The following is a 24,015-nucleotide window of genomic DNA, read 5'->3' as shown; positions in this document are numbered from 1 at the left end:
GAGATAATGGCAGCGCTCATTCCTGGCCACCCTACCCCAATCGCACCCAACGCCTGGCGGGTACTCGGCCGCAACCCGGGAATGATGACCGGGCCCGGCACCAACTCCTATCTGGTCGGTGACCGCGCGCTCACGGTCATCGACCCGGGCCCGGTGGACCATGAACACACCCAGGCGCTGCTGCACGCGGCGGAAAAGATCGGCCGCCCGATCGAACAGATTCTGGTCACCCATACCCACCGCGACCACTCCCCCGGCGCCCGCGAACTGGCCGAGGCCAGCGGCGCGCGCCTGCTCGGCCCCGACGTGCCCGACGACGGCCTGCAGGACGAAACCTGGGCCCCGGAACGGCGCCTGCGTCACGGCGAACGGGTGGATTGCGGCGGCACCGAACTGGAAGTGATCGCCACGCCCGGGCATGTCGGCAATCACCTGTGTTATCTGATGGTGGACCAGAACCTGCTGTTCACCGGCGACCACCTGATTCAAGGCTCCACCGTGGTGATCGCCCCGCCGTCCGGCTCCATGGCGGCCTATATGGACTCCCTGGCCCTGCTGCGCGACTACCGCATCGACCTGATGGCGCCGGGCCACGGCGACGTGATCGACGACCCCATGGCCACCGTGGACAAGACCCTGGCCCACCGCCGCGACCGCGAACGCAAGGTCGTGGAAGCGCTGGACTCGGACCCGATCACCGTCCAGGAACTGGTCACCCGGGTCTACGAAGACGTCCCCGCCTTCCTGCACGGCGTCGCCTGCCTCTCCCTGGAAGCCCACCTGATCAAACTCCGCGACGAAGGCCGCGTCAGCCACACCAGCGGGAAATGGGCAGTCTGAAACTGCAGTTAAGAGTTAACAGTTAATAGTTAATAGTTAACAGCTAAAAGACGCGTCCCGGATCTTCTTGAGCGGCGAGGCCGTGCCCGCGAAGTGGTGACGCGGGCACGGCCTAGCCGTTTATCCGGACCCCCGATCGCGCAACTATTAACTGTTCACTATTAACTATTAACTGCTCCTCACAGCCATCCTTTGCGTTTGAAGTACCAGTACGGGGCGATGCCGGAGAGGATCATCAGGCCGAGTACCGCCGGGTAGCCGAACGCCCATTGCAGTTCGGGCATGACGTCGAAGTTCATGCCGTAGATGCTGGCGATCATGGTGGGCGGCAGGAACACCACCGCGGCGATGGAGAAGATCTTGATGATCTGGTTCTGTTCGATGTTGATGAAGCCCTGGGTGGAGTCCATCAGGAAGTTGATCTTCTCGAACAGGAAGGTGGCGTGGGACATCAGGGTGTCCAGGTCGTGCTGGATTTCCGAGCAGGTGCGGCGGCGGTCCTTGTCGGTGCGCACGTAGCGCTGGATAAAGGAGATCGAGCGCTGGGTGTCCATCAGGCAGAGCCGGATCTTGCCGTTGCTGTCCTCCAGGTGGGCCAGCTTTTCGATGCCGTCTTCCAGCTCCGCCTCTTCGTCTTCCAGCACCAGGTAGCTGACTTCCTCCAGGTTGCGGTGGATGTCCTCCAGGCTGTCCGCCATGTTTTCCACTTTCTGCTCGAGAATGCTGAGCAGAATGTCCAGCGGCGCCTGGGCCTGTACCCAGCCGCGGCGCACACGCAGGCGCATGAGGCGGAAATCCGGCAGCCGTGAATCGCGGAAGGTGAGCAGCCGGCCCGGCTGCAGCACGAACGCCACGGTCGAGGTGCGGTGGCGGCCTTCGGCCTGGTAGACGAACAGCGAGTGCACATGCAGGCCGTATTCGTCGTGGAAGAAGCGGGCCGAGGCCTCGATCTCCTCCACGTCGTCGGATTCGGGCAGGTTCTGGCGAAACAGGTGCTGCAGCTGCTCACGTTCCTCGTCGGACGCGTCGACCAGATCGATCCAGCTGGCCGCGTCCGAGGTGCCGGGCGTCAACTCGGCCACGTCCCTTTCGCGGAGCACTCCTTTTTCGATGTCGTAAACGTGCAGCATGCTAAGCTCCTCGCGAACAAGATGGGCCGGCGTCAGGTATCAACCCGGCTTAGATAGAGCAGCGCATGATGACTGTCAACTCCACGATAACACGGCTGAACCAGCGCACCGCGCCCATCGACCTGGGGCATGAGGCGCGCCTGTGGCTGATTCCGGGCATTCTCGGTGACGCGGCGACCGCTCTCTTTCACACGCTTTGTAACCAATTGCCCTGGGACCGGCCCCGGGTGCGGGTGTTCGGCCGGGAGCATCCGGTGCCCAGGCTGACCTGCTGGGTGGCGGACCAGGGTATCTCTTATCGGTATTCGGGGCTGACCCATGAGGGCCGGGGCTGGCCGCCGGCGCTCGACGCGCTGCGGCGGCGGGTCACCGAACTCACCGGCCGCACCCCCAACGGGGCCCTGGCCAACCTCTACCGCGACGGTGACGACAGCATGGGCTGGCACCGCGACAACGAGCCGGAGCTGGGCGCCCATCCCTGGGTGCTCTCCTATAATCTCGGCGCCGCCCGCGACTTCGCCTTCCGACCCTACGGCAGCGGCCGCCAGAGCCGGGTGATCGCGCTGGAACACGACAGCCTGCTGATCATGTCACCGGAGGTGCAGACCCACTTCGAGCACGCCCTGCCCCGCCGCCGGCGAATACAGGATGCCCGGCTGAATCTGACCTTCCGCGAGATTGTAGGAGCGGGCCCTGCCCGCGAAAGGGAGCGAAGCTTCCGGCAGGATCCCAGAGCGACTTCTTAACGGCAGCACAAACAACGTCTCTGGTATCCCGCCGGGTGGCTGATGCCACCCTTTCGCGGGCAAGGCCCGCTCCCACAGCCCGCTCCCACAAGTTCCCTCTAACCGAAGAAAACGTAGCTCAGGAGGATCGCCGCCAACAGCCCGGCGGCGTCGGCGGCCAGGCCGCACCAGAGCGCGTAGCGGAAGTCGCGGATGCCGACGCTGCCGAAATACACCGCGAGCACATAGAAGGTGGTTTCCGTGGAGCCCTGCATCACCGCCGCCATGCGCCCGGCCAGGGAATCCACCCCGTGGGTCTGCATTACGTCCAGCATGGCGGCGCGGGCGCCGGAGCCGCTCAGTGGTTTCAGGAAGGCCACCGGCAGGGCGTCCACGAAGCGGGTGTCCCAGCCCAGGGCGGCGGCGCCGAGGCGGATCGCCGACAGCACCGCTTCGAGCACGCCGCTGGCGCGCAGCATGGCGATGGCGGCGAGCATGGCCACCAGATAGGGAATCAGCTTCACCGCCAGGGTGAAGCCTTCCTTGGCGCCTTCCACGAAGCAGTCGTAGCTGTCGATGCGGGCGCGCCAGGCGGCGAAGAAGAACAGCCCGATCACCGCCAGAAGAATGCCGTTGCCGAACAACCCGGACAGGGTGTTGCCCAGGTCCGGCGGCGCCAGATAAACGCCCAGCGCCAGCACCGCCAGCAGCGCCAGCCAGCCCAGCGCCACCGTGATCAGCAGCGGGTCGCGCAGCGGAATGCGCTGCAGCCGGGCGGTGAGTATCACGCCGATAAAGGTGGAGATCGTGGTGGCCATCAGCATCGGCAGGTAGACCGCCGCCGGGTCGGCGGCGCCCTGCTGGGCCCGGTACAGCAGCACCGTCACCGGCACCAGGGTCACCGATGAGGTGTTCAGCACCAGGAACATGATCTGGCTGTCGGTGGCCCGGCGCGGCTCTGGATTGTGTTCCTGGAGCGATTCCATCGCCTTGATGCCCAGCGGCGTGGCGGCGTTGTCCAGGCCGAGCATATTGGCGGCCAGGTTCATGGACACCCCGGCGCCGGCGGCCGGGTCCCGCCGCAGCGACGGCATCAGCCGCGCCAGCACCGGGCGCACGCCGGCGGCCATGCGATCGGCCAGGCGGCTTTGCTCGGCGAGGCGGAACAGGCCGCTCCACAGCGCCAGCACGCCGATCAACCCGAGGCTCACTTCCACCGCCAGGTCCGCCGCCTCCCAGAGCGCCGACACCACACGGGCCGGGGCCTGCAGGTCGCCGCCCAGCAGCTGCACCAGGGCGCCGAGTATCCCGATCAGAAAAAAGGCGGTGAAAAGACGATGCACGGGGGCCTCATGAAGTCCGGCAAAGCGCTCAGTATGTCGATGATCGGCGCCTTTGCCTATCCATCCACGCTTGCCCCCGCCCGGTGATTTGGGCGACCCTGTTCCAGGCGGTGGTTTCCTTTATACTGCCCTGGAACCCTTTAAAAAATGCAGCCGAGTAAGTTCATGTCCGTATTCCGCAAGCTGTTTGGCGTGCTCCTGGCGGCCCTGTTGTTGGGCGGCGCCCTGAAAGTGGGCGGCGACCTGGGCAACGACCCCGCCATCGAAGGATCGCTCAAGCCCGAGAAGGTCCACCGTGAAGCCGCCGAGGAAATCGTCGAGCGCCTGGAGCTGCACTACCGGCGCCTGAAGTTCGACGACGCGCTTTCCGCGCAGGTGCTTGAGCAGTATTTGCAGGACCTCGACCCCAACCGGCTGTATTTCACCCAGCAGGACGTGGACGACTTCCAGCCCTACCGCGATCAGCTCGACAACCAGTTGCGCGACGGCGTCCTGGAGGCCGGTTACTCCATCTTCAACCGCTTCCAGAGCCGTCTGGAAGACCGCCTCACCGAAATCCTCGCCATCCTGGAAGGCGGCTTCCAGGATTGGGACTTCGACGGTGACGGCAAGGTGCTGGTGGACCGCAGCGAAGCGGACTGGGCCGAGGATCAGGACGCCCTGGACGCGATCTGGCGCGGCCAGCTCCGCAACGCGGTGTTGTCCATGCGTCTCAACGGCACCAGCGACGAGGAAATCAGCAAACGCCTGATCAACCGCTATGAAAGCCAGCTCAGCCGCGTTCGGCAGAATACCCCCGAGGACGTGTTCCAGACCTACATGAACGCCCTGGCACAGACCTTTGATCCGCACACCAATTATTTCACGCCGCATAATTCCGAGAACTTCGACATCAGCATGAGCCGTTCGCTGGAAGGCATCGGCGCGGTGCTGCAGTACGAGGACGGCTATACCAAGGTGGTGCGCCTGGTGCCGGGCGGCCCTGCCGCCAAGCAGGGCCAGTTGAGCCCCGCCGACCGGGTCGTCGCCGTGGCCCAGGGCGACGAGGACATGGTCAACGTGATCGGCATGCGCCTGGACGAGGTGGTGGACAAGATTCGCGGGCCCAAGGGCTCCAAGGTGCGCCTGGAGGTGATTCCCGCCGGCCGCGCCAGCGAGCACGACACCCGCACCATCGCCATTACCCGCAACAAGGTGGTGCTGGAAGAACAGGCCGCCAAAAAGGAAGTGATCGAGGTGGATCACGGCGGTGACACCCTGAAGCTGGGCATTATCGAAATCCCCGCTTTCTACATGGATTTCAACGCCTTCCATCGTGGCGATCCGGATTACACCAGTACCACCCGGGACGTGGCGGAGCTGCTGGTGGAACTGCGTAAAGAGAATGTCGACGGCCTGGTGGTGGACCTGCGCAACAACGGCGGCGGTTCCCTGCTGGAGGTGAACAAGCTGGTCAGCCTGTTCATCAACCGTGGTCCCACCGTGCAGGTGCGCGAGGCCGGCGGTCGCGTGAGCGTTGAAAACGATCAGTACCCGGGCATGCTGTATTCGGGCCCGCTGGCGGTGCTGGTCAACCGCTACAGCGCCTCGGCGTCGGAGATTTTCGCCGGCGCCATGCAGGACTACGGCCGCGCCCTGATCGTCGGCGATCAGACCTACGGCAAAGGCACCGTGCAGACCCTGCTGGACCTGAACCACGGCAAGCTCAAGATGACCAACGCCAAGTTCTACCGGGTGTCCGGTTCCAGCAACCAGAACATGGGCATCGTGCCGGACGTCACCATGCCGTCGCTGGTGGACAAGGAATCGATCGGCGAAAGCAGCCTGCCCAACGCCCTGCCCTGGGATGAGATCGACCCGGCCAAGTACCAGCGTTATCAGGACCTGGTGCCGCTGCTGCCGGGGCTGCGCGAGCGGCACGACGCGCGCATCGGCGACAATCCGGAATTCGTTTATGTGAACCAGTTGCGCGATCTGCTCAACCGCGCCAACGAACGCCAGGAACTGTCCCTTAACGCCAAGCAGCGCAAGGCCTGGCAGGAGGATTTCGACCAGCGCCGTCTGGACATCGAGAACGCCCTGCGCAAGCACCGTGGTGAAGAGCCGATTGAGAAAATGGAAGATCTGCGCGCCCTGGAAGAACAGCGTGCGCTGGACCCGGACAGCAACGACGAACCGCTGGACGAAGACCCCTACCTGCGGGAAACCGGGCACATCCTCGCCGACATGGTGTCGCTGCTCCGCGAGCAGCGGGTGGCCGACGAACGCGCCTCCTGAGCGCCCCGCCCGGCGCGGGGGTCAGGCCATCGCCTTGAACCCCCAGCGCGCCGGGTCCTTCCCCAGACCCAGTTTCAGGGTGCGACGCCCCAGGTCGTGGTTGAAGTCCTCCAACCGCCGCTTGGCGGCCTCCGGCAGCAGCCGCTGGCCGAGGCTGGCGGCGCCGAACCCGGCCCGGGCCAGGCGCACCGCCGCGGCGGACGATACCCGGCTGTGCAGGTTCAGGTCGTCGGCCATGGCGTCGCCGATCAGGAAACGGCTCACCGCCACCAGCACGTCATAGGAAAGATGGAACGGCGGCTTGCCCGCCATGCCGGCCAGCAGCGACTTGGCCAGCTTTTCGCTGTCCTCGGTGGGGTCGTAAAGATGGGAGGTGAGCTGCAGCGCCAGCACTTTCTGCTCTTCCACGGTGGCGGTGAGCAAGGCCTCGTCCACGCCCAGCAGGTAGCCGGCGTAGCGCCAGAAATAGTGCATCGCCTCGTGCTCTTGATGGCTGATATAGAGGCCCATCCGGCGCAGCCCCCGCACCACCATGTAATCGAACTCGAGCACCGTGCCGGCCATGTCCTCCTGATTGATCGGCAGGTCGAAACGGTCGCTGTCCCAGCGCCCGCTTTCGCTGAGAAAGCGGCGCACCGCCGCGTGCAGCAGCCGCACCTCCATCAGCGTCCGGTGGCCCAGGCCGCCGGGACGCAGGCCGTCGGTGGCGGCGATGTTGTGCAGCATCTGGCCGGTTTCATAAATACGCCGCGACACATCCTTCTGCAGGCGGCCGGTGGCGACCAGCACCTGGGACGGTTTGTTGTGGGCGTAGCCCTCCACCAGGCTGGAGCACATCAGCACCAGGCCCTGCAGCGCACCGTGCCGGCGGTACATGCGCCGCCCCAGTTCCATGCGCTCGAAGTCCACCCAGCCGGGCACCGTGTGGCAGTGGTCCAGGAACGCCTGGTACACCCCGCCCTCTTCGGCCGCGCGCCGCTCCACTTCGTCGAGCAGGCCGGAGGGCCGTTGAAACGCGATGTTTTCCAGACAGCGGTCGGCCAGCGGGTCCTGGACCCGGCGCCAGGCTTCAAGCCGGTGGTGGGCGTAGCGGTCGAACCAGATCTGCTCCCGCGGCGTGCGCGGGCCTTCGCGTAGCTGGTTTAATTCCTGCGGTGTGGCCATCAACGTCTCCAACATGGGCTCGACACAGAACCCGTGAGTTCTGCGTTCAAGCTAGAGCGTCGTGCCACGGGGGTCAATCGTCAAAAGCCGCGGTTTTATTTAGTCCCGGCCGGGGTCGGCCCGGCCCAGTCCGCCAGGGTGTCGGCGAGCCAGCCCGGGTCGTCCAGGGACAGATCGTGGCCGCCGTCCGGGTGGACCGCCCGTTGCGCCGACCACCGTCGGGCCAGCGCCGCGGAGCAGCGCGGGTCCACCAGTCGGTCGCCGGCGGCGCTGATCACCAACACCGGACGCCCTTCGGGCAGCGTCTTCGGCGCGCGAAACCGCGCCGCCGCCCATAACTGCCGCACGGTATTGGCGGCGGACACCGGGCGGGCCTCGTCGATCCGCTGGAATTGCCGGGCGATGCGGTCTTTATCGGCGTCCGACAGCCGGTTGGTGGTGATCTCCAGAATCATGCGCTCGCGCTTGAGGCGGTCGCGGCCAAGCAGGCCGTGGCGGACAATGGCGCCATAGTTGGCCGGTTTGAGGCGGTGCCAGAACGGGCTCACCGGCGCGGCGCTGGAATTGATCAAGGCGGCGGCGGCCACCTGCCGCGGATGACGTTGCAGCCAATCCATCGCCACCATGCCGCCCAGGGACAGCGCCACCAGGTGGATCGGCCCGTCCACGCCGCGCCGGGCCAGGTCTTCGCGGGCCGCGTCCACCATGGCGGCGATGCGGGTCGGGCTGCGGTCCCGGTGGCGGAGGCCGTTGCCGGGCAAATCCATGCACATCACCCGATGGTCCGCGCCCAGAGCCCCGGCCAGGCGGTCGGCGAAACCGTTCCAATGTGCTTGTTCACGAACCAGTCCGCGCAACAGGATCCAGGTCGTTGGCATATATCTGTGCTTCCTTAATCAGCTAGAATGCGAGGCTGCAGTTGGCCCGCGCGAGGAACTATGGCACGAAAAACCGTAAAACGGGTGAAAACAGGCTCCCTGGAACGCCGCTTCTCCATGGCCCGGGCCGGCTTCCTGGCCGGTGCCCGCTACGCCACGGCCAGCGCCGGCGGTCTGTTCGCGGCGCCGGACCAGCGCGAGGCGCGGCGCCGGCGCAACCTCTCGCAACGGGCGGAAGAGCTGGTCGAGGAACTCGGCCAGTTAAAGGGCTCGGTGGTGAAAATCGGCCAGATGATGGCGCTGTTCGGCGAGCATTTCCTCCCCGAGGAGGTCACCGAGGCGCTGCACACCCTGGAAAACAGCACCACCGCCCTGGAATGGCCGGCGGTGGAGAAGCACCTCCGGCAGCAGCTGGGCAGCGTCAAACTGGCCGAGCTGGAGGTGGACCCGCAGCCCCTGGGCGCGGCCAGCCTGGGCCAGGTGCACCGCGCCCGGCGCAAGAGCGACGGCGCCGAGCTGGCCCTCAAGATTCAGTACCCGGGCGTCGCCAACGCCATCGATTCGGACATGCGCGCGCTGGTGCGGCTGCTCAAGCTGAGCCGCCTGGTGCCGATCACCGAGCAGTTCAACCAATGGCTGGATGAAGTGCGCGACATGCTCGGCCGTGAGGTGGACTACGACCTGGAAGCGCACACCACCCGCCATTTCCGCGAAGCGCTGGCCGACGACCCGCGTTTCGTGGTGCCGGAAGTGTACGGCGACTACTCCACCCACAACATTCTTTGCCTGTCCTACGAGGAAGGCGTGCACATCAGCGATCCGTCGGTGGTGTCGCTGAGCCAGGAGCGCCGCAACTTTCTGGGCCGCGCCATCATGGAGCTGTGCTGCCGGGAAGTGTTTCAGTGGAACAAGATGCAGACCGACCCGAACTTCGGCAACTATCTGATGCGCGTCGGCGACGACGGCAAGGATAAGATCGTGTTGCTGGATTTCGGCGCCATCCGCGATTTCGACGATGAGGTGCTGGGCCCCGGCCGCGAGATGATCCGCGCCGCCTGGCTGCACGACAGCGAGCGTCTGTTCGGCGCCATGCGCGCGCTGGAATTTCTCGACGGCGAGGTGCCGCGCCGGCTGCTGGATGATTTCGCCGCGCTGTGCTTTGAGGCCATCGAGGCGCTGCAGGACCCGGACCGCTTTCCGCCGCCCAAGTCCGTGGTCAACGACAAGGGTGAATACCTGTGGGGCGAGAGCAACCTGCCCAACCGGGTGATGAACCGTGCCAGCCGCACCGCCCTGTCGGTGCATTTCGACGTGCCGCCCAAGGAATTCATCTTCCTGTTCCGCAAGCTGCTCGGGGCTTACACTTTTTTACACGTGATCAAGGCCCAGGTGCGCGGAAATACCATTCTCGAGCCGTTTATCCACATGCGTGAAGACGAGGATCGCGAGCGTGTTGCTCAAAAAATAAACGGGCAGGCGGCGGATAGTTGACCTTTCCGGTCAATTATTGACCGTTTATGGGCGCAATAACCATTTCTTATTTGCCAAGCTGTCGACTGCACAATAAGGTTAGCAGCCTGCTCAGCGGCCGGTTTGAATAAACCGGCCGTTTTTCGAGGTTCCCCTGAAAACCCGTCATCCCGACCGGCTTTCAGATGGACCTGTTTTTACGAACCATAAAATGGGGGTAACGCAGGTGATTATCGGTGTACCCAAGGAAATTTGCCCCGGCGAAGAGCGCGTCGCACTGACGCCCGCCAACGTCGGTGCATTGCTCAAGAAAAACGGTGTCGAGATCCGCATCGAACGCGGCGCTGGCGAGGCGGCCGGGTTTACCGACGGCGATTATGAAAACGCCGGCGCGAAACTCACCGACCGGGACGACATCTTTTCCAACGCTCAGGCAATCCTGCAAGTTCAGACTCCGGGCAGCAATACGACCAATGGCCAGGAAGATCTGGACAAGCTGAAAGCCGGTCAGTTCCTTATCGGCATGACCGACCCGCTGGCCAACGCGCAGTTCGCGCAGGCTCTCGCGGAGCGCAAGGTCACCGGCCTGGCCCTGGAACTGATTCCGCGCATCACCCGGGCTCAGTCCATGGATGTGCTCTCTTCCATGGCCATGATCGCCGGCTATAAATGTGTACTGCTGGCGGCGAACGCCTCTCACCGCATGTTCCCCATGAACATGACCGCGGCGGGCACCATGAACGCGTCGCGCGTGTTCGTTATGGGCGCCGGCGTGGCGGGCCTGCAGGCCTGTGCCACCGCCAAGCGGCTCGGTGCCATCGTGGAAGCCTACGACGTGCGCCCCGCCGCCCGTGAACAGATTCTGTCCGTTGGCGCCAAGCCGGTGGAACTGGACCTGGACACCGGCGAAGCGGAAGGCTCCGGCGGTTACGCCAAGGCCCAGGGCGAGGACTTCCTCAAGCGTCAGCGCGAGCTGATGAAGGAAGTGATCAAGGAAATGGACGTGGTGATCACCACCGCCGCGGTCCCCGGCGCCAAGAGCCCGATCCTGGTCACCGAGGAGATGGTCAAGGCGATGAAGCCCGGCTCCGTGATCGTGGACCTGGCGGCGGAACGCGGTGGTAACTGCGACCTCACCAAGGCCGGCGAAACGGTGGTGGAAAACGGTGTGCTGATCATCGGCCCCACCAACGTGCCCTCCTCCGTGCCGTTCCATGCCAGCCAGATGTTCGGCAAGAACATTGAGAACCTTCTTAACCTGCTGCTCGACGACAACGGCGACCTGCAGTTGGATTTCGAAGACCAGATCGTCACCGACACCGTGATCAGTCACGACGGTGATGTGCCCCACGCTCGCCTGCGCGAGATGCTGGGCCTGCCGGAACTGAAGAAAGCCGAACCCGAAGCGCCCGCCGATAACGGCGACGACAACGGGCAGGAGGAAAAGTAATGGACTTCGTATCTCAGCTTACCCTCTTCGTGTTGGCGATTTTCCTGGGTGTGGAACTGATCACCAAGGTACCGCCGACGCTGCACACCCCTTTGATGTCCGGCTCCAACGCGATTTCCGGCATTACCCTGGTGGGCGCGCTGATCGCCGCCGGCTCCGACGCCGGTCTGCTGATCAATGTCCTCGGCTTTATCGCCGTGGTACTGGCGACCATCAACGTGATTGGCGGCTTCATGGTCACCAATCGAATGCTGGCGATGTTCAAGAGGAAGTAACCCATGCAGATTTCCGATAACTGGATTGATATCGCCTATCTGATCTCGGCCGTACTCTTCGTCCTGGGCATCAAGGGTCTGACCAAGCCGAAGACCGCCGTGCGGGGCAACCTGCTGGCCGCCTCCGGTATGGGCGTGGCCTGTGTGGTGACCCTGCTGCACCGCGATATCGTGACCTACGAGATCATCATCGGCGGCGTGATCGTCGGTGGCATCATTGGCGCCATCCTGGCCAAGAAAGTACAAATGACCGCCATGCCGCAGCTGGTGGCCCTGCTCAACGGTTTCGGTGGCGGCGCCTCCTTCGCCGTGGCCGGCGCGGAGTTTTTCCGTGGCGGGCACCCGGACACCGTGGGCATCATCGCCACCGGTATCGCGGTTCTGATTGGCGCGGTGACCCTGACCGGTTCCTTCGTGGCGTTCGCCAAGCTGCAGGAACTGATCGACGGCAAGCCGATGGGCTTCCCGGGCATGAAGCTGGTCAACGCCATCCTGCTGCTCGGTTCCGTGGCCGCCATCGCCTACCTGGTGATGAACCCCGGCGTGGAGCCGGTGTTCTGGGGCCTGGCCATCGCCGCCGCGATTCTCGGTATTCTGCTGGTGTCCCCCATTGGTGGCGCCGACATGCCGGTGGTGATCGCGCTGCTGAACTCCTACTCCGGTATCGCCGCCTCCGCCGCCGGCTTCGTGATGGGCAACAGCGCCCTGATCGTCACCGGTTCCCTGGTGGGTGCTTCCGGTCTGATTCTGACGCAGATCATGTGTAAGGCGATGAACCGCTCCCTCACCAACGTGCTGTTCGGTGTGATGGCGGAAGCCGGCGAAGCGATGGATCAGGACGAGGTCTACGAAGGCAAGATCAAGTCCACCTCCGCCGAGGAAGTGGCGATGGTGCTGGAAACCGCGCAGCGCGTGGTGATCGTGCCCGGCTTCGGTCTCGCCATGGCGCAGGCGCAGCACGCCGTGCGTGAAATGGCCGACACCCTGGAAGGCATGGGCGTCGAGGTGGAGTACGCGATCCACCCGGTCGCCGGCCGTATGCCCGGCCACATGAACGTGCTGCTGGCCGAGGCGGAAGTGTCCTACGACAAGCTCAAGGACATGGACACCATCAACCCGACCTTCGAGCAGACCGACGTGGCCATCGTGCTGGGCGCCAACGACGTGACCAACCCGATGGCGCGCGAGGACAAGGGCAGCCCGATCTACGGCATGCCGATCCTCAACGTGGACAAGGCCAAGACCGTGGTGGTGGTGAAGCGTTCGCTGAGCCCCGGTTTCGCCGGCCTGCCCAACCCGCTGTTCGCCAAGGACAACACCCTGATGTTGTTTGGCGACGGCAAGGGCGCGGTGGTGGACATCACCACCGCTCTCAAGGAAGGCTGATCGCCCGCGATCACCGACCCATAAAAAAGCCCGGCTTCGTGCCGGGCTTTTTTGTTGCGGGTCTGCTTAACCCGAACGGCGTTACTCGGAGTAGCCGCCGCCCTCGCCGGGCGAGGATTGCTCCTGCTGCATGGAGCCGCCGCCCTGTTGCATGGAGTCCTGCATGCCGCCCGGCTGCTGACCGTCGCCGCCCTCGGGCGGTTCGACCGGATCACAGGCGGCCAGGGCCGCGCCGCCGGCGACCAGAGACACCAGGCCGGTGGCCAGTAACAAGCCTTTGCGTACGTCCTCTACAGACATTCGATCCTCCTGTTTCGTACCGTTTCGAAAGTCAGCGGGCCTCGCCCGCTATCCCACCAACAGCCCGCGCTCCGGATTGGTTCCAAAAAAAATCCGGAACCAAACCGCCCTGTGTCTTGTTGGTACTGGTAACACCGCCGCTGACAGGGCCATTGAACAGGATGAGTTTCGAGCAGCAGATCTGCGACCAGATACCCCACCTGAGACGTTATGCCACGGCGCTGTGCGGCGATCCGGGCGCCGCCGACGACCTGGTCCAGGACTGCCTTGAGCGGGCGCTGCGCAAGCGCCACCTGTGGCGGCCGTCCGGCCGTTTGCGCTCCTGGCTGTTTCGGATGCTGTACCGGCTGTACATCAACCAGCGCACCTCGGCGCCGGTGCGCAAGGAGCAACCGCGCGCGGACGCCGGGCTGGATCAGACCGTGGCCGCGGACCAGGAGGATCACGTCGAGTGCCAGCAGGCACTGGAGGCGCTCGACCAGTTGCCCACCGAGCAACGCGCCGCCCTGCTGCTGGTGGCCCTTGAGAATCCGGGTTACCGTGAGGCGGCACGGATTCTCGGCGTCCGTGTCGGCACGCTGCGTTCACGCCTGTCACGGGCACGGGAAACGTTGCGCCAGGAACGGGACAGGCCCGCGGTCCGGCGACGGACAACGGCGTTGAAACGGGTCAAGTGAGGAGGGACCGATGATCTCGCTCGGCAATCGCAACGCGAAACATGCGGTCACCGATGAAGAGCTGAGCGCCTTCGCGGACGGCCAGCTGCCGCCGCACCGCGCCCGCCGGGTGGCCGCGGAAATCCGTGCCCACCCCCGGTTCGCCGACCGCATCTACGCCTACTGGCGCCGCGAAGCGGCCCTGTGGCGGGCGCTCGACCCGGTGTTCCAGGAGTCGGTCCCACAGATCGAGGCGCCCCGCGCCCGGCGCTGGCCCGCGGCGGCGGCGCTGATCGTGGCGGCGCTGCTGGTGACCGGCGGCGCCCTGCACATGGCGGGCTCCGGCCCGGCGCCGGCGCGCTTCGCGGACATGGTGCTGCAAGCCTACATGCAGCCCGCCCGCGCCTCCGGCGAGGTGAGCGGACCACGGCTGTTCAGCGGCCTGGGCCTGCAGCCGCTCTCGCAGAAGCAGCTGAAGCTCGCCGGCCGGGAAATCACCGAGTATCGCTACCACGATGCCGGCTCCAACCGTCTGGCGCTGTATGAAATGGACCACCACACCGCCATCCAGGACGGCTGGTTTCATGTGATGTCCGATAAAAGCGTGCCGCTGGTGCGTTGGCAGCAAGGCGGCAAAAGCTATCTGCTGGTGGGCGATATGGAGCTTGCCGAGCTCACCCGGACCGCCATGGCCATGCAGCAAAAAATGGGCAGCCCGCGGGTGGCGCCGGAAAAAACCGTGCCGGGCCCTACTGGCTCGCCCTCCTCCACCCCGGCCAACGGCGCCCCGGCGCCCCAGGGCGCCGGCACCGCCCGGTCCACCCGCCCGGCCCCGGCGGGCAATAATTTCTAGATGCGGCCTTGGTGGGAGCGGGCCCCGCTCGCACAAAAAGTGCTCCGTAGCTGAAGTGGTGGTAGAGCTCGCTAATCTTTTAGTCGCCAGTCCTGTAACACCCGATAGTAGCCGTCCGGGGGGCTCTCATAGAGCATCACCGAATTTACCGGGAGGACCCAGGGCCCGGGCGCAGGCTCCGCCTGCAGGGGAGCGGCGGCGCGGGCCAGGGTTACGTGGGGAAGGAATTGGCGGGGCTCGGCGTCGATGCCGGCCTGGCCGAGCAGGTCCCAAATCTGGCGGTGCAGGTCGAGCAGCGCCGGTTCCCGGCGCGCGTGGGCGGCCCAGATGCGCGCCCCGGGTTCGGGAAAGACGTCCAGGGTGCTGAGCGTGACGGTAAAGGCCGGCAACCGCGCCAGGGCGTTCTTCAGCGGCGGCAGCAACGGCTCCAGTTGCGATCGCGAGCGCTCGCCGAGAAACGCCAGCGTCAGATGCAGATTGGCCGCCGGCACCGGCCGCGCCGTCGGCGGGACCGGGTTGGCGGTGAGTGTCGCCGCCAGCGCCGGCGGCACCGGAATACCGATAAAACAACGCATGCGTCCTCCCTTCAAAAATGGCCAGGACGAGGCGCCGACGTTAGAATGCCGCCCCCACCCACGGCGTTGGACGCCCTCTATGATGACGCTCCCATGGCGATGATCAACGTTAGCCGCCACCGCGCCTGTCGTGGTAGCCGGCGGTGAAGCCGGACCAGCCTTTTAAAGGCGCGCTTCTGCTGGTGCTGGGCGAAGGTCTGCTGGCGGTCATGGCGGCGATGATCAAGCATCTCGCCGACACTCTGCCGGTAGAAATGATCGTGTTCGGTCGTAATCTGATCGGCCTGGCGGTGCTGTTGCCGGTGCTGGTGGCCAGTGGCGGTATCCGCGATTTGCGCACCAGCCACCTGCGGCTGCACTTTATCCGCGGCTTCACCGGCGTCACCGCCATGTTCTGCTTCTTTTTCACCATCGCCCATATTCCGCTGGCGGAAGCGGTGCTGGTGAAGATGACGGTGCCCTTCTTTCTGCCGCTGGTGGCCTGGCTGTGGCTGAACGACCGTATCAGCGGGCACACCTGGGCGGCGATTGTACTCGGCTTTGTCGGCGTCGGCGTCATCCTGCGCGCCGATGAGGGCGTGGTGGATCCGGTGATGCTGGTGGCTCTGGCCGGCGCCGCGATCATGAGCGTGGCCAAGGTGAGCATCCGGCGCATGGCGGCCAGCGAACCCCCGCACCGGGTGGTGTTCTACTTCTCCCTGTTCGCCACCCTGCTGTCGGCGCTATTGCTGCTGCGCGTGCAGCAGATGCCCACCGGCACCGAAATGCTCTGGTTGCTGGCGATCGGCAGCGTGGCGATCGCCGGGCAGTTCGCCATGACCACCGCCTACCAGCTGGCCCGCCCCGGCCAGGTGGGCGTGTACAACTACTCCGCGGTGGTGTGGGCGGCCTTTCTGGGCTGGCTGTTCTGGGGCGAGACCCTGGTGCTGTCCACGGTGCTCGGCACCCTGTTGATCATTGGCGCCGGCATCTGGAATCTGAAGTCGCGCTAACAATATTTGACCTTCACGGTGGTGCCAAACGGAAACCGAGCAACTAAGCTGACTTTCCGTCTTGAACGGAACAATAACAACCCGGAGGAAACGGAATGGCCATCCGACTGTTAATGCTGGCGGCGACGCTGGTGCTGCTGGCCGGCTGCGAAAGCAGCCAGCGGTGGGTTTACCACCAGGGAATGGATTTTGAAAAATGGCGCGCCGGGCTCGAAGAGCACACCGTCTCCACCGACGACGGCCTGCGCTGGCGGGTGCTGCAATCCAGCGACGCCGACCAGGCCCCGGCGGTGCTGCTGATCCACGGCTTCGGCGCCGATTCGCGCAACTGGGTGCGCTTCGCCAACGAACTGGAAGGCGACTACCGTTTCGTGATTCCCGACCTGCCCGGCCACGGCAACACCGAGCCGCGCACCACCAACATGGATTACGGTATCAGTGAGCAGGCCGAGCGCCTGTTCCGCCTGCTCGACGCCCTGCAGGTGGAGCGCGCCCACGTGGCCGGCAACTCCATGGGCGGCGCCATCGCCATCGAGATGGCCCGGGGCCAGCCGGACCGGCTCCGCTCCCTGGGCCTGGTGGATGCCGCCGGCATCACCCTGCAGACACCGGAATTTCTCAATGTGCTGGAGCAGTCGGACAGCAACCCGCTGATTCCGCACAGCGCCGAGGATTTCCGCACCACCCTGGACTGGGCCAGCGAACGCTCCGTGGGCATTCCCGATTTCGCCATCACGCTGATGGGCGAGGAGAAAGCCGCCAACGCGGACGTGGCGGAAAAGGTGTGGCAGGACATCAATCTGGACCCGGCCATGCGCCTGCAGGGGCGCGGCGTGCTGCCGGAAATCAAAACCTCGACGCTGATTCTGTGGGGCCGCGAGGACGCCCTGCTGGGCGTCGACAATGTGGAGGTGTTCCAGCGCGAGCTGCCTAACAGCCGCGCGGTGATCCTCGAAGGCGTCGGCCATGTGCCGATGGCGGAAGCCCCGGAAGAGAGCGCCGAAGCGTTCCGCGCCTTCTGGCAGGACATCGACGGCTGAACCGGAGGCGGCGCGCCGGCCTTGAACCGCCGGCCGCGCCGCCGTAGTGTTTGCGCTTCCCCTTTCGGCGCCGGAAAACTCCATGCCCCTTGATACACCCCAGCCCCCGCGTATCAAACGCGGTGAAGCACACACGGTTCACACCCGCGGCCTGACGTTGCTGCGCAGCGGCCACCGTGAAATCAGAAAGCTGAAACGCGCCAACCACGTGCCCACCATCCACGGCAACAAGGTGTGGAACTCCAGCTTTCTGATCATGGACCAGCTGACCCGGGAAAAAGGCCCGCTCCGGCTCACCGCCGACAGCCACCTGATGGACATCGGCTGTGGCTGGGGGCCGCTGGCGATTTTCGCCGCCAAGCGTTTCCGTTGCCGGGTCACCGCCGTGGACGCGGACGCGGACGTGTTCCCCTACCTGGATCTGCACGCCGCCATCAACCGGGTTCAGGTGGACACCCTGCGTTGCCGCTTCGAGCGCCTTACCAAGCAGCGCCTCGCCGACGTGGATATGATCACCGGCGCGGACATCTGTTTCTGGGATGAGCTCACACCGGTGCTGTTCAATCTGATCCGGCGCGCCCTGGACCAGGACGTGAAGCGGGTCATCATCGCCGACCCCGGGCGGTCGCCGTTCTATGATCTGGCCGAGCGCTGCCAGGCCCGTTTCAACGCCCGCGTGGTGGAGCGCCGCACCCAGACGCCGCGCGCGTTGAGCGCCGATCTTCTGATCGTCGACCGGGATTGAAAAGCGGCTCACTGGCGCCACCTTAGAGTCAGGTTGTTTTCAGCTTTGCAGTGAGTCGAGCCCATGAGTCAGGAAGAACATCAAACCACGGTTGACGAAGGAACTCCGCAGGGCGCCCTGGCGCTGCCCGATCAGAATCTGCCGCAACGGGTGTATTTGATCCCGGTCCGGGACCGTCCGTTCATGCCCGGTCTGGTGCAGCCGCTGCTGCTGGACCAGGAGCAGTGGCGCGCCACCCTGGAGCGCGTCGGGCAAACCCCGCACCACGCGCTCGGCCTGATCTACATCGGCGACCGGGACCCGGATGACGTGAGCGTGGAGGATTTCCCCGAGTACGGCTGCCTGGTCAAGGTGCACGCGGTCAATCATGAAGACCAGCAGCTGCAGGTGGTGGCCCAGGGCCTGGCCCGTTTCCGCGTGCAGGGCTATCTGAGCCGCAAGCGCCCGTTCATGGCGGAAGTGACCTACCCCACTTCCCGCGATGAGCTGGACGACAGCCTGCGCGCCTACGGCATGGCGATCATCAACACCATCAAGGAACTGCTGCCCCTCAACCCCTTGTACAACGAAGGGCTCAAGCACTACCTGCAGAACTTTTCGCCCCGTGATCCCTCGCCGCTGACCGATTTCGCCGCCTCCTTGACCAGCGCCAGCGGCGACGAGTTGCAGGGCATTCTGGAAACCGTGTCCTTGAAAACACGTATGGAGCGCGTGCTGACACTGGTCAAGAAAGAAGTGGAAGTGGCGCGCCTGCAGAACCAGATTCGCGAGGAAGTGAACGAAAAGATCAGCAAGCACCAGCGCGAATTCTTCCTCAAGGAGCAGCTCAAGGTGATCCAGCGGGAGCTGGGCCTGGAGAAAGACGACCGCACCGCCGACGCCGACGAATTCCGCGAGCGGCTTGAGGCGTTGAACCCGCCCGAGGCGGTGACCCGGCGCTTCGAAGAGGAGCTGCGCAAGTTCAACGTGCTGGAATCCGGCTCGCCGGAATACGCGGTGACCCGCAATTATCTGGACTGGCTGACCAGCGTGCCCTGGGGCCAGTACTCCGAGGACAACCTCGACCTGGGCCACGCGCGCCGGACGCTGGAGGAGCACCACAGCGGCCTCAACGACGTGAAGGACCGCATTGTCGAGTTCCTGGCCGTGGGCGCCATGCGCGGCGAGGTGAAAGGCTCGATTCTGCTGCTGGTGGGGCCACCCGGCGTGGGCAAGACCAGCATCGGAAAGTCCATCGGTGAAGCCCTGGGGCGGGAGTTCTACCGTCTCAGCCTGGGCGGCATGCGCGACGAGGCGGAGATCAAAGGCCACCGCCGCACCTACATCGGCGCCATGCCGGGCAAGCTCACCCAGGCGCTCAAGGACGCCGGCACCAGCAACCCGGTGATCATGCTGGATGAGATCGACAAACTGGGCCAGTCCTTCCAGGGCGACCCGGCGTCGGCTCTGCTGGAAGTGCTGGACCCGGAACAGAACCAGGATTTCCTGGATCACTATCTGGACCAGCGGCTCGATCTGAGCCACTGCCTGTTCGTGTGCACCGCCAACACGCTGGATTCGATTCCCGGCCCGCTGCTGGACCGCATGGAAACCATCCGGCTGAGCGGCTACATCACCGAAGAGAAAGTGGAGATCGCCCGCGACCATCTGTGGCCGCGCGCCCTGGAGCGGGCCGGCGTGAAACCGTCGCAGCTGAAGATCAGCGACAGCGTGCTGCGCCAGATCGCCGACGGCTACGCCCGCGAGGCCGGCGTCCGCAACCTGGAAAAGCAGCTGAACAAGATCATCCGCAAGGCGGCGGTGCGGCTGCTCTCAGGCGAGAAGAAGATCAGCATCACCGGTAAGAATCTGGAGGATTTCCTCGGCCAGCCCTACTTCCAGAAAGAGAAAGCCCAGCGCGGCGTGGGCGTGGTCACCGGTCTGGCCTGGACCGCCATGGGCGGCGCCACCCTGTCGGTGGAAGCAAGCCGGGTGCACAGCCAACGGCGCGGCTTCAAGCAGACCGGCCAGCTCGGCGATGTGATGAAGGAATCCGCCGAGATCGCCTACAGCTATGTGGCCGGGCATCTCAAGACGTTCGGCGTCGACGAGGATTGGTTCGACGAGTCCTTCGTGCATCTGCACGTGCCCGAGGGCGCCACGCCCAAGGACGGCCCCAGCGCCGGCGTCACCATGGCCACCGCGCTGGTGTCCCTGGCCACCGGCAAGCGGCTGCCGCGCAAGCTGGCGATGACCGGCGAGCTGACGCTGACCGGCCAGGTTCTGGCGGTGGGCGGCATCCGCGAAAAGGTGATCGCCGCCCGGCGCGCCGGTATCCGCGAGCTGATTCTGCCCAAGGCCTGCGAGCGGGATTACCAGGAGCTGCCCGACTACATCAAGGACGGCATGACGGTGCACTTCGCGCAGCGCTACCAGGACGTGCATGACGTGGTCTGGGGTTGAACCGGGCCGGCGGCGGCTGACCCGCGCGGAGCAACCGCCGCGCTACCTGGTGCCCGAATGCCGGGAAGCGATCGGCGTGATCCACCGGGACGACGACATCCTGGTGATCAACAAGCCGGCGTTCCTGCTCAGCGTGCCCGGCCGCGCGCCGGAGAACAGCGACTGCGTCACCCGCCGTTTGAAGCAGGATTACCCGGATCTGCGTCTGGTGCACCGGCTCGACCTGGATACCTCCGGCCTGATGGTGCTGGCCCTGCACCGGCGGGCGCAAAGCAATCTCAGCCGCGCGTTTCAGAAGCGTCAGGTGGAAAAGCGGTATCAGGCGGTGGTCGCCGGGCAGGTGGCCGAGGACAGCGGCGAGGTGACGTTACCGTTGATCGCCGACTGGCCCAACCGCCCGCTGCAAAAGGTGTGCTTCGACACCGGCAAGCCCGCCCTCACCCACTGGCGGGTGCTGGCGCGCTACCCGGACCGCGACGCCACCCGGCTGGCCCTGCGTCCGGTCACCGGCCGCACCCACCAGCTGCGCATTCATTGCCGTGAGATAGGCCATCCGATTCTCGGCTGCGACCTGTACGCGCCTTCGGAGATTCTCAACCGCAGCGACCGTTTATTACTGCACGCCGAACGTCTGGCGTTCAACCATCCGTGTACCGGTCTGTGGCGGGAGTTCTATTCCCCGGCGCCGTTCTAGTGTGAACCGGCGCTAGGCCCAGTCGTCGCCGTAGTCGTGCAGCAACTCCTGGCCGGCCTTGATGTTCTTCAGCGCCACCACGGTCAGGTCGTCGTAGTAAGCCACATTGGGTTTCTTGGCGTGGTTGATGAAACGCAGATCGCAAAGCACGCGGTAGCGTTCCTTGCCTTCGTCGTCGAGCCACAGCACGTAGGGGCCGTCGCCCTTGGCGGCTTGTGTCTTCAATACACCCAGCACGGTGTCGCGGGAAATCGGCGCCCGCGCGAACAGGCCGCGGCCGTGCACCGGGCTTTCCTTCACTTCCACCAGATCCTTGCGCACAAAGGGTTTATCCATACCGTTCACGCTTGCAGTAGTCATCGGGGCCGTGGCATCTTGCCAGAAAAGCCGCCCGGACGCATGGCATGGGATTCGCCGATTACCCCTTCACTTCGCGCTACCTGACCGTCGACGGTCACCGCCTTCACTACATCGACGAGGGCCAGGGCCCGACCCTGCTGTTCCTGCACGGCAACCCCACCAGCAGCTACCTGTGGCGCAACGTGATCAAGCCGCTGACGGCCCACTACCGTTGCGTGGCGCTGGACCTGATCGGTTTCGGCAAAAGCGACAAACCGGATCTCGACTACCGCTTTCTTACCCATTATCACTTCCTGCACGAATTCGTCGGCGCGCTCGAGCTCAGCGACATCACCCTGGTGCTGCACGACTGGGGCGGGCCGCTCGGCTTTCGTCTCGCCCAGCACCAGCCGGAGCGGGTCAGCGCGCTCTGTTTCATGGAAACCTTCCCCTTCACCTTCGACTGGCACGAGTTTCCGCCGGCGGCGCGACCGCTGTTCTTCGCGTTCCGGCAGCGGCGGCTGAGCTACTGGCTGCTGCAGCGCCAGAACCTGTTCGTCGACGTGGTGCTGCGCTTCAGCACCCGGCGCCGGCTGCCGCGCAGTGTGCTGGCCGCCTACCGGGCGCCGTTTCCGGACGCGCGCAGCCGCTACCCGATCCGGGTGTTCCCCGGCGAGCTGCCGATCAACGACCGGCGCACCGAGACCTGGGCCGCCATCCAGGACATCGAGCAGCGCCTGGAGCGCATGCCGCAGCCCATGCTGCTGCTGCAGTTCCACCCCGGCGCGGTGCTCAGCCGCACCCGAGTGGCCTGGCTCAGCCAGCGCATCCCCCATCTGGACGTGGTCGATTGCGGTCGCGGCCTGCACTATGTGCAGGAAGACAACCCGGACGCCATCGCCAGCGCGCTGGCGGACTGGTGCCGCCAACGGACACCGTCGGCGGCCACCGGCGCGCCGGTGGTGGCGGCGGAGGACAAAACCTTCAGCGGCACGCTGCACTGGGCCTTCGCCCGGGCCCGTCCGGCCGACCGCGACGAAGGCCTGGTGGCGGCCTGGTCCGACCGGGGCCTGGTGATGCTGAGCTTCGCCGACGACGCGGACGACGGACAACGCCAGGTGTCGGAACGCTTTCCCGCCTGCCGGCTGGAGCGCACCGACGACGCCCGCATCGCCGGCCTGTTCACGGCTTCCGGTCACACCCCGCTGCATTTGATCGGCACCGATTTCCAGCGCCGCGTGTGGCGCGCCCTGCTCGAGGTGCCCGCCGGCACCACCAGTGACTACGCCGCCCTCGCCGCCCGCGTGGGCAGCCAGGCGCGGGCGGTGGGCGGCGCCGTGGCCGCCAACCGGATCGCCGTGCTGGTGCCCTGCCACCGGGTGGTGCCGCGCGCCGGCGGCGCCGGCGCCTATCACTGGGGCCAGGACCGTAAACGGGCGCTGCTGGCCGCCGAAGGCGCGGCGCCATAACCGCGTGCCCGGGTCGGGAATCCTGATATTATTGGCTGGCGGCGCCCCTTACACGGGGTTACCCTGGGCCGCCCGGTGCCCCCGCATCAGTGGGCGAACGCCGTGAACGGATTTTCGAGCAGTTTTACTAAGGAGTAGCTCCAGCATGAAACGCCTGTCTCTGCCCGTGGTGGCGGCCCTGGTCCTCACCGCCTGCGCCACCTCCCCCCTGGGACGCCAGCAATTTCTGTTTTTGCCGGCCGCGGAAATGGATCAAATGGGCGCCACGGCCTACAACGAAATGAAAGAGCAGCAGCCCACGGTCACCGGCACCGCCGAATCCCGCTATGTGGAATGCGTGGCCGAAGCCATCGTCGCCGTGGTGGATTCCGACCAGCAGTGGGAAGTGACCGTATTCGAGGACGACAGCGCCAACGCCTTCGCCCTGCCCGGCGGCAAGATCGGCGTGCACACCGGCTTGCTGAAAGTGGCCGATAACCAGGACCAGCTCGCCGCCGTGATCGGCCACGAAGTGGGCCATGTGCTCGCCCAGCACTCCAACGAGCGCATGTCGATCCAGTACGCCACCCAGACCGGCACCCAGCTGGTGGCCGCCCTGGCCGGCGGCGACAGCGCCGAGAAGCAGACGCTGATGGGCCTGCTCGGTGTCGGCGCCCAGTACGGCGTGCAGTTGCCGTTCAGCCGCAAGCACGAAGCCGAGGCCGACGTGATCGGCCTGGATCTGATGGCGGAAGCGGGCTTCGACCCGCGCCAGAGCGTCAACCTGTGGCAGAACATGGCCGCCAACAGCGGCGGTTCACCGCCGGAGTTCCTGTCCACCCACCCCAGCAACCAGACCCGCATCGAGGGCCTGCAGGCGCGCATCCCCGAAGCCATGCCGCTGTACCAGCAGGCGCAGTCCGCCGGCCGCACGCCCAACTGCGGTTGACGCCGGTCTTACAGGCATAAAAAAAGGTTCATCGCGGATTACCG

Annotated in this window: 23 protein-coding genes; 16 read left to right on the top strand and 7 right to left on the bottom strand. The window is 65.5% G+C overall.

Annotation, left to right across the window (positions count from 1 at the left end; all coding sequences use genetic code 11):
* Positions 1 to 6: 6 nt before the first annotated feature.
* Complete coding sequence (locus tag ISO4_RS08440; protein WP_194855895.1) at positions 7 to 840, top strand: MBL fold metallo-hydrolase; 834 nt, start codon at positions 7 to 9, stop codon at positions 838 to 840.
* 179 nt (positions 841 to 1,019) lie between these two features.
* Here the strand turns inward: ISO4_RS08440 and corA are convergent, their stop codons facing one another.
* Positions 1,020 to 1,970, bottom strand: a complete 951-nt coding sequence (corA, locus tag ISO4_RS08435) for a magnesium/cobalt transporter CorA (RefSeq protein ID WP_142950196.1) — start codon at positions 1,968 to 1,970, stop codon at positions 1,020 to 1,022.
* Between the two features lie 65 nt (positions 1,971 to 2,035).
* On the opposite strand from corA, the gene ISO4_RS08430 reads away from it, so the two are divergent.
* Entirely contained in the window at positions 2,036 to 2,716 is a 681-nt protein-coding gene (locus ISO4_RS08430) for an alpha-ketoglutarate-dependent dioxygenase AlkB family protein (RefSeq protein WP_228548013.1), read from the top strand.
* A 98-nt stretch (positions 2,717 to 2,814) separates the two neighbouring features.
* Here ISO4_RS08430 and ISO4_RS08425 read toward each other — a convergent pair whose 3' ends face one another.
* A complete protein-coding gene (locus ISO4_RS08425; RefSeq protein WP_194855894.1) occupies positions 2,815 to 4,038 on the bottom strand; it encodes a nucleoside recognition domain-containing protein in 1,224 nt (407 codons plus the stop codon).
* 165 nt (positions 4,039 to 4,203) lie between these two features.
* On the opposite strand from ISO4_RS08425, the gene ISO4_RS08420 reads away from it, so the two are divergent.
* Positions 4,204 to 6,315, top strand: coding sequence for a carboxy terminal-processing peptidase (locus ISO4_RS08420; RefSeq protein WP_194855893.1), 2,112 nt, complete (start codon positions 4,204 to 4,206; stop codon positions 6,313 to 6,315).
* 21 nt (positions 6,316 to 6,336) lie between these two features.
* On the opposite strand, the gene ISO4_RS08415 is transcribed toward ISO4_RS08420, so the two are convergent.
* Positions 6,337 to 7,479, bottom strand: coding sequence for an oxygenase MpaB family protein (locus ISO4_RS08415; RefSeq protein WP_194855892.1), 1,143 nt, complete (start codon positions 7,477 to 7,479; stop codon positions 6,337 to 6,339).
* A gap of 95 nt (positions 7,480 to 7,574) precedes the next feature.
* Entirely contained in the window at positions 7,575 to 8,357 is a 783-nt protein-coding gene (locus ISO4_RS08410) for an alpha/beta fold hydrolase (protein WP_194855891.1), read from the bottom strand.
* 60 nt (positions 8,358 to 8,417) lie between these two features.
* On the opposite strand from ISO4_RS08410, the gene ISO4_RS08405 reads away from it, so the two are divergent.
* The 4 genes from ISO4_RS08405 (at position 8,418) to ISO4_RS08390 (ending at position 12,938) form a co-directional block, all read left to right on the top strand.
* The gene (locus tag ISO4_RS08405) at positions 8,418 to 9,848 is read left to right on the top strand and encodes an ABC1 kinase family protein (RefSeq protein WP_194855890.1); all 1,431 of its coding nucleotides are present in this window, start codon (positions 8,418 to 8,420) and stop codon (positions 9,846 to 9,848) included.
* 205 nt (positions 9,849 to 10,053) lie between these two features.
* On the top strand, positions 10,054 to 11,277 hold the full coding sequence (locus ISO4_RS08400; protein WP_142949889.1) for a Re/Si-specific NAD(P)(+) transhydrogenase subunit alpha: 1,224 nt from the start codon (positions 10,054 to 10,056) through the stop codon (positions 11,275 to 11,277).
* Entirely contained in the window at positions 11,277 to 11,552 is a 276-nt protein-coding gene (locus ISO4_RS08395; RefSeq protein ID WP_067611132.1) for an NAD(P) transhydrogenase subunit alpha, read from the top strand. Before ISO4_RS08400 ends, ISO4_RS08395 begins: the two co-directional genes overlap by 1 nt.
* A gap of 3 nt (positions 11,553 to 11,555) precedes the next feature.
* On the top strand, positions 11,556 to 12,938 hold the full coding sequence (locus tag ISO4_RS08390) for an NAD(P)(+) transhydrogenase (Re/Si-specific) subunit beta (RefSeq protein WP_194855889.1): 1,383 nt from the start codon (positions 11,556 to 11,558) through the stop codon (positions 12,936 to 12,938).
* Positions 12,939 to 13,019: 81 nt separating this feature from the next.
* Here the strand turns inward: ISO4_RS08390 and ISO4_RS08385 are convergent, their stop codons facing one another.
* Positions 13,020 to 13,238, bottom strand: coding sequence for a hypothetical protein (locus ISO4_RS08385; protein WP_194855888.1), 219 nt, complete (start codon positions 13,236 to 13,238; stop codon positions 13,020 to 13,022).
* Positions 13,239 to 13,399: 161 nt separating this feature from the next.
* Here ISO4_RS08385 and ISO4_RS08380 point away from each other — a divergent pair, with 161 nt between their 5' ends.
* Together ISO4_RS08380 and ISO4_RS08375 are read left to right on the top strand one after the other, a co-directional pair.
* A complete protein-coding gene (locus ISO4_RS08380) occupies positions 13,400 to 13,915 on the top strand; it encodes a sigma-70 family RNA polymerase sigma factor (RefSeq protein WP_194855887.1) in 516 nt (171 codons plus the stop codon).
* 10 nt (positions 13,916 to 13,925) lie between these two features.
* On the top strand, positions 13,926 to 14,747 hold the full coding sequence (locus tag ISO4_RS08375; RefSeq protein ID WP_194855886.1) for an anti-sigma factor family protein: 822 nt from the start codon (positions 13,926 to 13,928) through the stop codon (positions 14,745 to 14,747).
* 71 nt (positions 14,748 to 14,818) lie between these two features.
* On the opposite strand, the gene thpR is transcribed toward ISO4_RS08375, so the two are convergent.
* On the bottom strand, positions 14,819 to 15,322 hold the full coding sequence (gene thpR / locus ISO4_RS08370) for an RNA 2',3'-cyclic phosphodiesterase (protein ID WP_194855885.1): 504 nt from the start codon (positions 15,320 to 15,322) through the stop codon (positions 14,819 to 14,821).
* Positions 15,323 to 15,465: 143 nt separating this feature from the next.
* On the opposite strand from thpR, the gene ISO4_RS08365 reads away from it, so the two are divergent.
* From ISO4_RS08365 to ISO4_RS08345, 5 genes are all read left to right on the top strand, one after another.
* Positions 15,466 to 16,314: a DMT family transporter gene (locus ISO4_RS08365; protein WP_142949859.1), complete on the top strand. Its 849-nt coding sequence runs from the start codon at positions 15,466 to 15,468 to the stop codon at positions 16,312 to 16,314.
* Between the two features lie 95 nt (positions 16,315 to 16,409).
* Entirely contained in the window at positions 16,410 to 17,354 is a 945-nt protein-coding gene (locus tag ISO4_RS08360; RefSeq protein WP_194855884.1) for an alpha/beta fold hydrolase, read from the top strand.
* A gap of 82 nt (positions 17,355 to 17,436) precedes the next feature.
* Positions 17,437 to 18,099, top strand: coding sequence for a class I SAM-dependent methyltransferase (locus ISO4_RS08355; protein WP_194855883.1), 663 nt, complete (start codon positions 17,437 to 17,439; stop codon positions 18,097 to 18,099).
* 63 nt (positions 18,100 to 18,162) lie between these two features.
* A complete protein-coding gene (gene lon, locus ISO4_RS08350) occupies positions 18,163 to 20,541 on the top strand; it encodes an endopeptidase La (RefSeq protein WP_142949862.1) in 2,379 nt (792 codons plus the stop codon).
* Entirely contained in the window at positions 20,522 to 21,235 is a 714-nt protein-coding gene (locus ISO4_RS08345) for an RluA family pseudouridine synthase (protein ID WP_194855882.1), read from the top strand. Before lon ends, ISO4_RS08345 begins: the two co-directional genes overlap by 20 nt.
* A gap of 12 nt (positions 21,236 to 21,247) precedes the next feature.
* On the opposite strand, the gene ISO4_RS08340 is transcribed toward ISO4_RS08345, so the two are convergent.
* Complete coding sequence (locus tag ISO4_RS08340) at positions 21,248 to 21,571, bottom strand: SET domain-containing protein (protein WP_142949864.1); 324 nt, start codon at positions 21,569 to 21,571, stop codon at positions 21,248 to 21,250.
* A gap of 68 nt (positions 21,572 to 21,639) precedes the next feature.
* On the opposite strand from ISO4_RS08340, the gene ISO4_RS08335 reads away from it, so the two are divergent.
* Together ISO4_RS08335 and ISO4_RS08330 are read left to right on the top strand one after the other, a co-directional pair.
* Positions 21,640 to 23,043, top strand: coding sequence for a haloalkane dehalogenase (locus ISO4_RS08335; protein ID WP_194855881.1), 1,404 nt, complete (start codon positions 21,640 to 21,642; stop codon positions 23,041 to 23,043).
* A gap of 145 nt (positions 23,044 to 23,188) precedes the next feature.
* Positions 23,189 to 23,971, top strand: coding sequence for a M48 family metallopeptidase (locus ISO4_RS08330; protein WP_142949866.1), 783 nt, complete (start codon positions 23,189 to 23,191; stop codon positions 23,969 to 23,971).
* Positions 23,972 to 24,015 lie beyond the last annotated feature (44 nt).

The sequence above is a fragment of the Alloalcanivorax venustensis ISO4 genome (assembly GCF_015356855.1).
Lineage (GTDB): Bacteria > Pseudomonadota > Gammaproteobacteria > Pseudomonadales > Alcanivoracaceae > Alloalcanivorax > Alloalcanivorax venustensis.
Note: the sequence above shows the minus strand (reverse complement) of the source record. Positions and strands in the feature narration are given on the sequence as shown.